The 13956-nt window shown below is 35.3% G+C and carries 10 protein-coding genes; 9 read left to right on the top strand and 1 reads right to left on the bottom strand.

Annotated elements, in window-relative coordinates; translation table 11 throughout:
- The first annotated feature begins 12 nt into the window (after nucleotides 1–12).
- The 4 genes from ISU02_RS12885 (at nucleotide 13) to ISU02_RS12870 (ending at nucleotide 6729) form a co-directional block, all read left to right on the top strand.
- Entirely contained in the window at nucleotides 13–2382 is a 2370-nt protein-coding gene (locus ISU02_RS12885; RefSeq protein ID WP_194702242.1) for a glycyl radical protein, read from the top strand.
- 21 nt (nucleotides 2383–2403) lie between these two features.
- Entirely contained in the window at nucleotides 2404–3309 is a 906-nt protein-coding gene (locus ISU02_RS12880) for a glycyl-radical enzyme activating protein (RefSeq protein ID WP_194702241.1), read from the top strand.
- Between the two features lie 340 nt (nucleotides 3310–3649).
- Nucleotides 3650–5764, top strand: coding sequence for a ribonuclease R (gene rnr, locus ISU02_RS12875; RefSeq protein WP_194702240.1), 2115 nt, complete (start codon nucleotides 3650–3652; stop codon nucleotides 5762–5764).
- Nucleotides 5765–5910: 146 nt separating this feature from the next.
- Complete coding sequence (locus ISU02_RS12870) at nucleotides 5911–6729, top strand: Cof-type HAD-IIB family hydrolase (RefSeq protein WP_194702239.1); 819 nt, start codon at nucleotides 5911–5913, stop codon at nucleotides 6727–6729.
- A gap of 300 nt (nucleotides 6730–7029) precedes the next feature.
- On the opposite strand, the gene ISU02_RS12865 is transcribed toward ISU02_RS12870, so the two are convergent.
- Nucleotides 7030–8361 (bottom strand): WG repeat-containing protein, encoded by a 1332-nt coding sequence (locus tag ISU02_RS12865; RefSeq protein ID WP_194702238.1) that lies wholly within the window; start codon nucleotides 8359–8361, stop codon nucleotides 7030–7032.
- Between the two features lie 516 nt (nucleotides 8362–8877).
- On the opposite strand from ISU02_RS12865, the gene ISU02_RS12860 reads away from it, so the two are divergent.
- Genes ISU02_RS12860 through cas5b form a run of 5 tightly spaced genes read left to right on the top strand, consistent with a single transcriptional unit; the run spans nucleotide 8878 to nucleotide 13949 of the window.
- Nucleotides 8878–9831 carry a helix-turn-helix transcriptional regulator gene (locus ISU02_RS12860; RefSeq protein ID WP_194702237.1) on the top strand — a complete coding sequence of 318 codons (954 nt, stop codon included), beginning with the start codon at nucleotides 8878–8880 and terminating at the stop codon, nucleotides 9829–9831.
- 59 nt (nucleotides 9832–9890) lie between these two features.
- Entirely contained in the window at nucleotides 9891–10622 is a 732-nt protein-coding gene (gene cas6, locus ISU02_RS12855; protein WP_194702236.1) for a CRISPR-associated endoribonuclease Cas6, read from the top strand.
- A gap of 12 nt (nucleotides 10623–10634) precedes the next feature.
- Nucleotides 10635–12344 (top strand): type I-B CRISPR-associated protein Cas8b1/Cst1, encoded by a 1710-nt coding sequence (cas8a1, locus tag ISU02_RS12850; RefSeq protein ID WP_323985044.1) that lies wholly within the window; start codon nucleotides 10635–10637, stop codon nucleotides 12342–12344.
- Nucleotides 12344–13216 (top strand): type I-B CRISPR-associated protein Cas7/Cst2/DevR, encoded by an 873-nt coding sequence (gene cas7i / locus ISU02_RS12845; RefSeq protein ID WP_194702235.1) that lies wholly within the window; start codon nucleotides 12344–12346, stop codon nucleotides 13214–13216. The genes cas8a1 and cas7i overlap by 1 nt, the downstream gene beginning before the upstream one ends.
- Complete coding sequence (cas5b, locus tag ISU02_RS12840; protein WP_194702234.1) at nucleotides 13203–13949, top strand: type I-B CRISPR-associated protein Cas5b; 747 nt, start codon at nucleotides 13203–13205, stop codon at nucleotides 13947–13949. Before cas7i ends, cas5b begins: the two co-directional genes overlap by 14 nt.
- Nucleotides 13950–13956 lie beyond the last annotated feature (7 nt).

Raw genomic sequence — 13956 nt, 5'->3', positions numbered from 1 at the left:
AGGATTTAAACGATGTTAACAGAAAGAATTGAAAATGCAAGGCAACAGTATATCAATAACAAACCTTCTATTTCATATGATCGTGCAAAAATTTGGACAGAATCTCATATGAAGACAGAAGGTGAAGCTGTACCAATTAGAAGAGCAAAAGCTTTTAGAGATACTTGTGAAGAATTGACGGTCAATATATTTGAAGGAGAACTCATTGTAGGGGCTGTGGGAGAACACAGACGCTGTGGGATATTGACGCCAGAGTTTTCATGGACTTGGGTAGATCGTGAAATGGACAATTTTTCCAATAGAGTTCAAGACCCATATGTGATTACAACAAGTCAAAAGTCTTATATTCGCAAGCATATTTTTCCTTACTGGAAAGGCAAGTCATTAGAAGAAGCCTTTTTATCTCAGCTGCCTAAGGAAACTGCAAAAGTGGTTGTAGATACAGGTTTTGTGGACAATGATTCCAAATGGAGACAAGCTGTTGGCGAGATTACACCTGATTATGAAGGGGTTCTCTTTAAAAAAGGGTTTGGTGGTATTATTGAAGATGCTAAGATTGCTCTTTCGAAACTATCACGTACGGATGCAGAAGACCTTAAGAAAAGAGAATTTTATGAATCTATCATTTTGACTTCACAAGGCATCATCAGATTGGCGGAAAGGTATTCTGAAAAGGCTAAAGAAGTGGCTGCAAGGGAAAGTTCTAAAACCAGATGTGCTGAACTCATCAAGATTTCAGAAGTTTGTGCCAAAGTGCCTAAGAACCCGCCTTCAACATTTTATGAAGCAATTCAGTTTGTATGGTTTACGCAGTTGGGAGGCATTCTATCTGAAAACCCATTGGCGTTAAATCCAGGGCGATTTGATCAATACATGTACCCTTATTATAGAACAGATATTGACAATGGCATCATGACGGATAATGAAATTCAAGAGCTTATAGAATCCTATTGGCTTAAGCTTTCTGAATGGGTGTGGACAATATCAGCTAATACTGCAGAGTTCTTTGCAGGTTATAATCAATTCCAAAATTTGACTGTGGGTGGCAAGACGCGAGAAGGTAAAGATGCCACAAACGAGCTTTCATATATGTGTCTCAGAGCTACGGAGCGTGTAAAAACGCATCAACCGGGGCTCAGTGTGAGGATTCACCAAGATTGTCCAAAAAGTTTCTTAGATGAGGTGACACATCTGGTGAGTAAAGGCACTGGATTCCCTGCAATTCACAATGATACTGTGGGATATCAAATGCTTTTAAATGCTGGATACGAGCCAGACGATGCAAGAGATTGGAGTAATTGTGGCTGTGTAGTGCCACATTTTAGAAAGACCAGTGAGTGGACCTCAGCCGTCAATATCAATTTTACTGCTGCGCTTGAATTTGCACTTAATGAAGGGAAGAGTAGATTACTGGGCGAAACAATAGGCCTTGATGAGAAAAAACCACATCAGTTTTTAGATTATGAAGAAGTAGAAGTTGCTTTTTACAAACAATTCGATTATTTGATTGAACAATCGGTAATTGCCACTTTATTAGCTCAAAAACTGCATAAGGAAATGGTACCAAGACCGTTTTTATCGTCGTGCATGGAAGAATGTCTTGTAAGTGGTAAAGATCTAGTGGATTGTGGTGCTAAATACAATATTGGGCCAGTATTAACTGGAATCGGACTTGCTGTAACTGCCAATTCATTAGCGGTTATCAAAAAGTTAGTTTTCGAAGAACAATCTGTGAGCATGAAGACTTTAATGCATGCTATTGAAGTCAATTGGGAAGGTTATGAGACGCTTAGACAGCAAGCTATAAATGTGCCTAAGTATGGAAATGATGATGACTATGTGGATGATATAGCGAGAAAAATCGCGAACTACTACTACAAAACTTGTCATCAGTACAAGGACATCAATGGAAATGCCTTCAATACAGCTTTCATGGGGATTTCTAATTATTTGCCAACTGGAAAAGTACTCGGTGCAACACCATGTGGCAGAAAGGCGAAGGAACCTTTATCAGAAGGCGTATCGCCTGTGGCGGGCTCAGATACGTCAACACCGCTTAGCGCAATGCGATCTGCTGCAAAGATAAACCAAGATGTCCATTCGGGAGGCACATTACTCAATCTAAGATTGAATGAAGAGTTGGTTAATACTAAAAGAGGACAAAGTAATCTAGGTGCTATGATTCAGACCTTCTTTGCACTGGGTGGTTTTCACGTTCAATTTAATACGATTTCAACAGAAACATTATTGGAAGCTCAAGAAAAACCTGAGCAGTACAAGGATTTACTCGTCAGAGTTGCTGGTTATAGTACACAGTTCGTCAATCTATCTAAATCTATGCAAGATGCTATAATTGCTAGGACAGCTCATAAAACTTATTAGAGCAGTAGGGAGCCTATAAATATGAAATTGTTAAAGGGTGATTTTCTAGAATTACAGAATTTTTCAGTGAATGATGGCGATGGCATAAGAACAACTGTTTTTTTTGCAGGGTGTCCCTTGATGTGTGAATGGTGCGCAAATCCAGAAGGATTTACAAGCGCGCCCAAAATAGCCTATTATGAGGATCTCTGTGTCAAATGCGGTGCTTGTGTGCCTGTGTGTCCTCAAAATATTGGAATAGATCTCAATTCTATGGAGGCACGTGGGGCGTGCAATGCTTGCGGTGAATGTGTGAAAGCTTGTGAAACGGGCGCACGGAGGCCACTGGTGCATTCATACACTGTGGAAGAGGTTCTAAAAATCATTGAAAGGCAAGCTATTTTTTACAGATATTCTAAGGGCGGCGTGACTTTTTCTGGCGGGGAAGCTACGCGCCAAGTATCTGTATTAAAAGCGCTTGTTGATGTGCTATATGATCAAGGCATCTCTCTCAGTATTGAAACTTCAGGGTATTTTCAATTCGAAAAAGTGGCACCGATACTTCAAAAAATGGATTTGATATTTGTGGATATAAAGCATATGGATGCGCAAATACATTTTGATTATACAGGTGTCAGTAATCAAATGATTCTCGACAATATTGTCAAAATGAACACTTTAAAGATACCCGTCGTGATTCGGATTCCCGTTATCAATGGCGTCAATGCAGATGTGGAAAACATAAGACAAACCGCAATTTTTGTTAAGAAAACACTGGATCTCCCACAGATAGAATTGTTGCCCTATCATGCTTTTGGCAATGAAAAATATAGAGCTCTTGGCATGAAAACACCGTCTGAGCATTTTTCATCTCCTGATGCTGATCAGATAACAGCTTTGGAAGAAGTGATCAGAGCAGAAGGTGTTCATATTGTAAGTTATAAATAGATAAAGTTTGGAAAATTTATTTCGCGTAACCCCTCTGCCTAATGCTGCGTCGTATACTTCTTGTAAACAGCAGCATTGGGCAGAGTGTTGCTCTATTTTTGACACTTTAAACTAAAATAGAATTTTTTAGTGACATTAGATGTTTCTCATTGATTTAAGCTGGTTTCTTTCTTTTACTGAAGGGCCAGTTTTTTTATCTTTCCATAAATTTTACATAAGTCTTCTATATATTATGAGGTTAATACGTTATAATTAAGGTATAAATCTTACTATAGAATAAATTTTCTAAAGGCAGATGATAATCGAGGCTGTAATAGTGCATCGGTAAAGGAGGCAACAAATGAATAAAGAATATTTACTGCAATTTTTTAAATCAAACAGTGAAAGAGCTTTTATAGAGATGGATTTAGTTGAGCAAATGAATGTTGATAAAGAAGATATTCCTTTAATGTTTACTTATCTTGATGAAATGGTGGCAGAAGCTAAACTTATTAAGACTAAAAAAGGCAAGTATGCCTTGCCTGAATTTTTCCAAATATATGTAGGTAAAATTCAAATGACTGCCAAGGGTTTTGGCTTTGCAATTATTGAAAGTGTTGAGATGCGGGATGTTTTTATCCCTTCAAGTGCTCTCTTTGGCGCGATGAATGGCGATAAAGTCATGATCAAACTCACAAAAGTAGGTGGAGCTGACAAGAAGAGTGAAGGCGAAGTGATCAAGATTGTTGAACGTTCTAACACGGTAATTGTGGGCACATATGAAGAGAGTAAGAACTTTGGATTTGTAGTCCCTGATGATCAGAGAATAAGAAGTGATATCTTCATTTCACGCAACAATGCACTTGGGGCCAAACAGGGCGATAAAGTCGTGGTTGAAATTTCTAAGTGGCCTGAAGATCGAAGAAATCCAGAAGGTAAAATCACTGAGATTTTGGGTCAAACAGGTGAACCGGGAGTGGATATCTTATCCATCATCAGAACCTATAAACTGCCAGAAGTTTTTAATACGAAAGTGCTTCAAGAAGCAGAGAACATCCCCATTGAAGTGGAAGAAGATGAAATTAAAAAGAGGGAAGACTTTAGAGATTATAAAGTCGTCACCATTGATGGCAAAGACGCTAAGGATTTAGATGATGCCGTGCATGTGATTAAACTGCCTAACGGCAACTATGAGCTTGGTGTGCACATTGCGGATGTTTCTTATTATGTTAGAGAACGTTCTAAAATAGACAAAGAAGCGCTTAGACGTGCGACCAGTGTGTATTTGCTCAACCGTGTTATTCCGATGTTACCTGAGAGACTCTCTAACGGTATCTGTAGCTTAAATCCACAAGTGAATCGTTTGACCATGTCATGTGTTATGGAAATTGATCCAAATGGTGACGTAGTCAATCACAGGATTTGCGAGTCAGTGATCAAAACGGTTGAGCGCATGAATTATGATGATGTATCTGACATCGTGGAAGGTAAAATTTCACACGAGCTCAAAGAGAAATATGAGACGCTCTTCGGCGAATTTGAAAACATGAAAGAACTTTCGTTAATTTTGAGAAAGAAACGCAATAGACGCGGAGCAATTGATTTTGATTTTGCAGAGTCTAAAATTCAATTAGATGGTGAAGGCAAGCCAATTTTTGTGGGTAAATTAGAGCGCAGAATTGGTCATAAAATTATTGAGGAGTTCATGCTTGCGGCAAATGAAACTGTGGCAGAGCATATGTTCTGGCTTGAATTGCCTTTTGTATATCGGATTCATGAAATTCCAAATGAAGAAAAAATTGAAACACTCAACAAATTTTTGCATAACTTCGGCAAGAAAATTAAAGGGAATTCAGAAGACTTGCATCCAAAGGCAATCCAGCAGATGCTATCCGAAGTTAAGGGCAGTCAAGAAGAGCATGTGATCAGCAAATTGACGCTAAGATCCCTTAAACAGGCAAGGTATTCGCCTAATAATGATGGTCATTTTGGACTTGCGGCCAAGTACTATTGTCACTTTACTTCACCGATTAGACGCTATCCAGATTTACAGATTCATCGGGTCATTAGAGATATGCTACAAGGCAAACTCAATGGAGATCGAATCAAGGCTTTAAGGGCAATTGTTGATGAAGTGTCCCTACAGAGTTCTGAGAAAGAGCGTAATGCTGAATTGGCAGAGCGTGACGTGGATGATATGAAAAAAGCGGAATACATGATGAGTCATATTGGCGAACAATTTACTGGACTCATTTCGACGATCACCTCTTTTGGAATGTTCGTGGAATTAGAGAATACCATTGAAGGGTTAGTGAGGATGGAATATTTAGACGACGACTACTATGTATATGATGAAGAACATATGCAATTGGTTGGCGAAAGGACTAAGAATGTCTATAAGCTGGGACAAACGGTTGAAGTTGAAGTCATAAAAGCGGATGCTACCCTTAGACAAGTTGACTTTGATCTGGTGTAGTTATCAATTTGAAACGGATTTAGAGATTGAATGGATATTAAAGAGGGCTTAAAGAGAGCTTAAACGGCGATCATAAGAATAAGAGGTCTATTTTAATTGTAAGTTGTATTTTAAATGAAAAGAAATAGAAAAGGATTGGCAAATTAATGGCAAATAAAAAGTTAATTGTAAGTGATATTGATGGAACGCTTTTGAGAAGCGATAAAACAATTTCTGAAAAAACAAGGCATAAGATATTTGATCTAATTGAGCAAGGGCATTTATTTGCAATTGCAACTGGCAGAATGCACAATGCAGGTCGAATTGTCACTATGGATCTTGATTATGATGGCTTTCTCATCTCCTGTAATGGTGCTGTGGTAAAGCATCTGAAGACAGGTGAAGTGATTCAAGCAATTGAGATTCCAAAGGCGTTGGTGAAAGAGGTTGTGAGCATATGTCATAAGTACGATGCTTATTTTCACCTCTATGATAGTGACATGATTTATTCAGAAAAAAACATGAACTTAGCACATAAATACGCAGAGGGCATGAAAAAACTTCCCAATGCTTATCACTTTAAGGTGGCATTTCACTCAGATTTGATGCCACTTGTGGATGATGTAACCGTCTATAAAATTGGGCTCTGGAGTGAAAAACCAGAAATCTTTGAAACGATCATGTCTGAAATAAAAAAGATCGAAGGCCTTGAGACTTGTAAATCGCTTGAAACTTCATTTGATGTGATGGCAAAAGGGGTCACGAAAGCCACGGGTATAGAAGCGATACGCGCTCATTACGACATTCCACTTGAAGATGTGCTTGCATTTGGTGATAATGAAAATGATATGGACATGATCCAGTATGCAGGTGTGGGAGTTGCTATGAGCAATGCAACGGCAGAACTTAAAGCAGTTGCTAATTACATTGCCAAGAGCAATGATGAAGATGGTTTGCGCCTTGCACTTGAAGATTTAATCGGATAAAGTTGGTGAATATACTTGTTAATCAGTACCGGCAGTCCAGCGCAGTGGATACCGCGAGTGAATAACCTAAAGGTGATTAAAACTCCATAATTAAGCCCTGTGGGACTACTTAAAATTTTAGTAGAACCGCAGGGTTTTTTGTTTGAAAGTGGTGATTATAAATCCGATTTTTATCAGAATAACAAGATTTGAGTCAAAAGATTTTCTCAATGACCTTAATTGAGAAAATCATCTGTGAAAATGAGTTTGAGGCATCAGAAAAGGTCAAAATATTGTTACTATTTTTTTTATGAAGCATGACTACTGTGTTTTAGTATTGATGATCCGCCAACCTTTTTCATCTTTTGCACCTATAATGCCTTCCTTTGTATAAAATGCCATGGCTTCATATTGTGCGGGTACTAAGACCTCGCCATTGGTATTTTTGACGCCCCATACTTCCGCTTCATCCTGATACGCTTTATAGAAATAAGTGCCGTCTTTATAGGACCGTACATCAATTTCTTTAGTAGGCAGTTCATAAAAATTGTTATGGTCAAGATCGTAAATAGTAGTGATGTCATTTTTGGTAACATAGTAAAAATGCCAAGTGAATTTGATTTCTTTATCACTAAGTGGGAATATAACTTGTCCGTTTTTATCCATTAAACCACTTTGACTGCCTTTTGAGAATAGATAATGTCCCGAATTGAGGACGTCTATAATGGCATCGTATTCGGGTGGTAGTATTTCTTCACCAGACTGATTGATTAAGCCCATTTTTCTATCCCGATAAACCGCAGCAATATTAAAATCATCAAAGGGTAAGCCAAACGAGTAAGCAGTATCCAGCACAATATCGCCTGAGCGATTAATGTATTTAAGATTTCCAGTGACGCTTTCTACAACAGGGGCATAACCATTATTACCGTTTTCAATATTCATATCAGAACTTGCCACAACAAATTGATCATAAGTCGCATTTTCAAGATAAAAATTTATTGGTAAAGCCTCAGATGTATGACCTTGCAAGTCGATGCTGTAAAACCCAGTATCATCTTGAACAATTGCATGACCATCTATAAAGGGTGATCCTTCAGTGTATTCAAAGGGGATTAGGGTGTTTCCCTTAAAATCAACGTAGCCTGTTTTACCCTTTTTGTTAACTGCTTTTATGCAATCAGCTGAAATAGAGATATATTTGTACTGAGGTTCTACTGTAAAACCAGTCTCTTTCTCAATATAACCGTATAAATTATTGTGAAGTATTTCTAAATAATGTTCACTGGTTACAGATTGGTAAATCGCATCGTATTTAGGTTCAATTTGTAATGACTGATTCAGCGTATAGACACCGCATTTAGAGTCTTGTTTAACAATGAAAAGATTAGCGTCAACGAGTTCGATGTCTTGATACTGGGGTTCTACGATGACATTAGATTCAAGGTCAACTATACCATACAAGCTCTTTGGATCATCGGACTGAACTTTAATGAGCCGATCTGAGATTAACTGGACACTATCATATATCGTTTCTGTTTCAACCTTTGGGTCTGTCGAACAAGCCGCTATAAATCCGAGTTGCATGCAAATGAAAGTGATGAGTAAGGGTTTAGTTAGTTTTGGGGTGAGTTTTGATTTTGAGTTTAACATGGCTGACCTCGCATATCTATTATTATTATTATTTAGTTATTGTGTTATAAATTTATTATAGACATATATTAAATTGGGAATTTGTTTACTAAGGCAGTTGCAGTGGCAGCGATCAATTCTGATTGAATTTGAGTATTTTGATCAAATTTTTTACATAAAAAAAAGATTTCAGCGATTAAAAAATATCAAAAAAAACATATAATGTCAATAAAGGTGTAGTACTATTCTACTTTATATTATATGCTATATGGCATTAAATATACTTTTAAATGACTATCAAATGATGTGGAGGGTGTTGCTATAATATATTTTATAAAGCCTGTAATGGCGATTATAGAGATTTGATTTTGGTTTCCAATAATAATCTTTATAGAAGGACTCTACTTTTATAAAATGATATCTTCGGTAGGACTGGAATTAGAGATTGCATACTAGCAAGAAATTATAAAATATTAGAAAATATGATATAATTTACTTAAATTGCGAATTGGAAAATAAGAGGGAAAGGAGTGAATTATGTCTCGAGTATCAAATGCATTAAATATGATGTTAGAGTTAGAAATAAAAGGTGCCATGAGCATCGATGAATTAGCTCGTAGAATTGAAGTAACGCCCCGTATGATAAAACAGTATAAGAAAGATCTAGAAATGGCGGGTATTTACATTGGGTCAACACGTGGTAGGAATGGTGGTTATTTTTTAGAGACGAGTAGATGTATTGCGAATTTGGGTATAACAGAGGATGAGATTAAATCTATAATTATGGCAAAAGAAATAATATCAAGTGGGAAATTTCATTTTGATAATACATTTCAAAATTTTGTAAATAAAATGACTTTAGTTATGAGTTCAAGTGAAGACATTGCTTATCATAATAAAATGTTATATGAGAATGAAACCATCTTAAAAAAGGAAAAAGAACTTTGGAAAAATCTAAATCTAGCAGTTTTAGAAAAACAAAAAATAAGACTGGATTATAAAGCACTGAAACCAGAAGGGATTGAAATATCTAATAGAATAATTCAACCGTATGGTATTTTTGACTACAAAGGTGCTTCTTATGTGTATGGCTATTGTGAAAATGCAAAAGATATAAGATTCTTTAAATTATCTAGAATTTTAACCTATGAAGTTATGGACGAAAAATTTGAAGTTGACACTCAATATGATTTTTCAGAAGTCATGAGTAATTCATTTGGCATTTATAATGATGAGGCTCAAATGGTAAAATTAAAGATAGGCTATCCGATGAGCGAGATTGTTAAAGAAAAAATTATTTCAGTGAACCAGAAGATTACCATTATTGATGAAAAAAACATTTATTTTGAAGCAGAGATGCAAGGTTTCGAAGAATATAAGAGCTGGGTAATGAGCATGGGGAGTCTAGTGGAAGTTATTGAGCCCAAAATGCTCCAAGAGGCAGTTCTAAAGGAGGCGTTAAAAATAATTGAAAAGAGCAAAAAAAAATAGTTAAATAGACCTTATAGTACCTATTTATAATGGTAAACTATACCTAAGGAGGTGAATACATGAGATTTGCTGTGGAAATTAATTTAAAAAACCCTTATTTTCCAAAAGATAAGAATCGTGTGATTTTATCTTTACTAAAACAGTTTTATCAAGATTTAGATGTAAGCTACTACAATGATATTTTTGTTAATAAAAAGACTCAACCGAAGCAGTATACTTTCTCTTTATATTTTGGAAAGTGTAAATTTGAAAGTGAGACTATTTATGTGCCAGATCAAAAAGTCATGTTGAATTTTTCGACAATAGATCCTAAAGATGGCATTATGTTCTACAATGCATTTATATCTAATAAAGGAAAGTCTATCTTAATTAAGGAAAATGAAATGCAGATTCAATCCATTCGATTAATTCAAGAAAAGACAATTACCAGTGAAGACGTGGTATTTAAAACAATGAGTCCAATTGTTGTTAGAGAGCATGAAGGTGATAATAAGAAAACTTGGTATCATTCTCTTGGCACTATTCAGGGGAGAAAACAGTTTGAGCAGAATTTAAGAGTTCAACTTATTGAATACTTTGGTGAAAGCATTCAATACGAATTAGAGACAATCCAGTTTGAATATTCTGAAGCTTTTAAAGTGGTAAAAGTGAGAAACTATGGCATCGAAGTGGATAGCAATATAGGCATCATAAAAATGAAAGCAAAACCATTTATTACTGAATATCTTTATAAATCTGGCATCGGAAGTAAGCGTGGAAGTGGTTTTGGCATGGTGGATATCATATCCTAAGGGGGTGAATAAGTGGCTAAAATAAGAATTGAAATGAACGATTGGCTTTTTAATGCGGGTCTTGTAGGTCTTGTCAATATCTTAAAAAAAGCGGGAGATGAGGCTCTATTAGATGTTAAAGATTATTATGTTGAGTTTGATACACAATTATTGGAGCAATTTGAGGAGAAATACTTCAACTATTTTATAGAAACTTATAAAGAAACACTTCCTTGGTTTAAAATTGTATCCTATGAAAAAGAAATCATTCATCATATAGGGACTGATTATGAACACTTTGATGAAAATGCTTTAAAGACGTTAAACGAATATGTTCAAAAGACCCTCAAAAATAATTTGAAAAAGGATAGTTTTGTGGCAGCATATCCACTAGTTGATGATGAGCGTGATGTTATAGCTATGGGCAATCAAATTGAAATGATTTCTTTGAAAAAAGGAGAGCAGATTTCTGATGTTTTAACACAAATTAAAGAGACTCATGAAAAAATTCAACCCATCATAGCTTATTGCAATAGGGATGATGCAAAAAAATACTTAGCGGCTAAAAACGTCATCTATACGATTATAAAGATTGCATGGAATGGCGTTTGCTTTCTGAATCCTCAAACCAAGATAAAAGATATGTACGTGGATTACAGGCAATATTTTTTAGAGCCAGCACAAGTTTATTTTGATGCTTCTAAGAAAAAATATAAGTATAATTGTTTCAATTGCGGAGATTTAATAAATGATAATAGCAATGTTATGAGTTTTTTAAATGCGATTGGATTTGATGTTGGGAAAAAAACATCCCACGTGTGGGCATTCAATAATGATATTGCACTATGTCCTTTATGTAAACTGATCTATTCATGTGTACCTGCTGGAATGACTTATGTCTACAACAGAGGTGTTTATATTAATGAAAATCAAAGATTAAGCAGAGCAATCAGAATTAATGAGAATTTAAAAAATCATATTTTAGAAAGTCATGTGATGAATACTACAACAACTTATAAGGGCATGATTACAGCATTTAATGAGCAGTTTCAAATAAACTTAAAATACGAACTTGCTGACGTACAATTAATTCAGAGTGAATTAATAAAAAAAGGAAAAAATGAAAAGATTCTTTATAAATTCAGTCTGTTTGCAAAACATATGATTGAAGTTTTTTATAATTCTAGAGATATTTTAAAAATTTTAGAAAAAGCAGGTTATGAAATCGGTCCTAAAAAAGCCAAAATTTACTTTAGTGTTTATGAACAGGTCATCGAAAGAATTTTTAATAATCAAAACTTATTCACATTGATTCATAAATTGATTCTATATAAGTTGACAGATCCCCAAAATTGCTATTATCAGACCTACCATATTACAAGCATACTTGAAATGAATACTGAAATTTTGAAAGGAGTTGGCGCTGTGGAGAACATAGAAAAAGAAGTTATCAAAAGGGCAAATTCATCGGGGTATTATCTTAGAGAAGCATACAAATCAAAAGGGGCGAAGGACAAATTAAACGGTATTTCTTACAGACTTTTAAATGCACTTAAAACCAATAATATAAACATGTTTATGGATACAGTGCTTAACTGCTACTTGTATACTCAAAAATCGGTAGCAAGTATTTTCTTAGAGACATTTGAGGATGAAGAGCATTTTAAGAGTATAGGCTATGCATTTGTTACAGGTTTAATCGAGGGCAAAGAAAATGACAAACCAAATGGAGGGAATAACTAATGAAAACAAAAGGATTATCTATCAGCATGATATTTGAAGCGGAAAGTGCAAATTATGGAGAGGCTGTAGGGAATGTCGCTTCCTTAAAGAAAATTTCTAGAGGTAAAGGCGATCAGTATACTTATATATCAAGACAAGCTATTCGTTATAATATTATAGAGCAATTAGGATGTGAACTTGCTACCGTTAAAGCAGAAGGTAGTGGCGAAAAGAAAGTCGTACAATTTGATAAGGATGCTACCATTGAGAAGTATCCCGAAATTGATTTTTTTGGGTATTTGAAAACAGAAAAAGGCAATAATGGGAAAAAACGTTCTGCCAAAGTTAGATTGTCAAATGCTATTTCTCTTGAGACGTTTAAAGGTGATCTTGACTTTTTAACGAATAAAGGACTTGCGGATCGTATTAAATCGGATTCCAATATTGCTCAAGCAGAAATTCATAGATCATACTACAGATATACAGTGACTGCAGATTTAGATCAAATTGGAATAGATGGTGAATATGATTTAGAAATTTCAAATGAAGAAAAGGCAAAACGTGTGAATCAGCTGTTAGATACAATTTCACTTTTATATAGAGATATTAGAGGCAGACGAGAAGATTTAAAGCCTATTTTTGCAATTGGTGGTGTTTATGATACCAAAAATCCTGTTTTTCAAAATATTTTGGATGTTCAAAAGAATAGACTAGATGTGAATGCCATAGAAAGTGTCATGTTTAGTTCTATAAAGGAGGAGACTTATTCTGGTATTATTGAAGGCCGTTTTGAGAATACAGCTGAAATAAAAGAAAGGCTTAATTGTATGAAAATGCCTGAATTTTTTAATGAATTAAAGATGAAAGTAAGTGCTTACTATGCAAGCTGTTAAAGTTAAATTATCTCAGGATTTGGTAAATTACAAAAAGCCTACGAGTTTCCAACTTAAAGAAACATATCCTTTGCCGCCCTATTCAACTGTAATTGGCATGATTCATCGACTTTGTAATTTTGAAACATATCAACCAATGGACGTTAGCATTCAGGGCAAATATTTTTCTAAAGTCAATGACCTGTATACAAGATATGAATTTAAAAATGGCATGACCTATGAAGCGGTTAGACATCAAGTCAATGTAGATGGTTTTGGTGTCGGTAGAGGGGTTGCAACGATAGAATTATTGGTAGATGTGGAATTACTAATTCATATTATTCCAAAGGAACAATCTTTAGTGTCTTTAATTGAATCTTCTTTTAGAGAACCTTGGGAATATCCTTCACTTGGACGAAGAGAAGACTTGGTGACTATTGAATCAGTGAAGTGTGTTGATGTGCGCGAAGAAAGACTCACGGAAGATAAAGTAATTGAAAAAAAAATGTCAGCATATATTCCATATGATCTTATTAAAGATGAAAGTATACTCATTGAGCGAGAGCAAACTGTAAACATTAAAGGTGGAACACGTTATTTGTTGCCTAAAACTTATGAGCTGAAAACATTTGGCAAAGGGAAAACTTTTAGAGCTTGGGAAAAAGTTGAAGTTTTATACACCAGTAGTATTATTGCATCTGAGGAAGCTAAAGTTTTTATTGATGACGAAGAAACACTTGTTTTTCCAGTGTAGGGAGGTC

The organism is Fusibacter ferrireducens (assembly GCF_015352425.1).
Classification (GTDB): domain Bacteria; phylum Bacillota; class Clostridia; order Peptostreptococcales; family Acidaminobacteraceae; genus Fusibacter_A; species Fusibacter_A ferrireducens.
Note: the sequence above shows the minus strand (reverse complement) of the source record. Positions and strands in the feature narration are given on the sequence as shown.

Bases quoted from the DNA above. Each gene is read 5' to 3' on its own strand.
- cas6 (WP_194702236.1), top strand. From the start codon at position 9,891: ATGAGATTTGCTGTGGAAATTAATTTAAAAAACCCTTATTTTCCAAAA.
- ISU02_RS12870 (WP_194702239.1), top strand. From the start codon at position 5,911: ATGGCAAATAAAAAGTTAATTGTAAGTGATATTGATGGAACGCTTTTG.
- ISU02_RS12880 (WP_194702241.1), top strand. From the start codon at position 2,404: ATGAAATTGTTAAAGGGTGATTTTCTAGAATTACAGAATTTTTCAGTG.
- rnr (WP_194702240.1), top strand. From the start codon at position 3,650: ATGAATAAAGAATATTTACTGCAATTTTTTAAATCAAACAGTGAAAGA.
- ISU02_RS12865 (WP_194702238.1), bottom strand. From the start codon at position 8,361: ATGTTAAACTCAAAATCAAAACTCACCCCAAAACTAACTAAACCCTTA.
- ISU02_RS12860 (WP_194702237.1), top strand. From the start codon at position 8,878: ATGTCTCGAGTATCAAATGCATTAAATATGATGTTAGAGTTAGAAATA.
- cas7i (WP_194702235.1), top strand. From the start codon at position 12,344: ATGAAAACAAAAGGATTATCTATCAGCATGATATTTGAAGCGGAAAGT.
- ISU02_RS12885 (WP_194702242.1), top strand. From the start codon at position 13: ATGTTAACAGAAAGAATTGAAAATGCAAGGCAACAGTATATCAATAAC.
- cas5b (WP_194702234.1), top strand. From the start codon at position 13,203: ATGCAAGCTGTTAAAGTTAAATTATCTCAGGATTTGGTAAATTACAAA.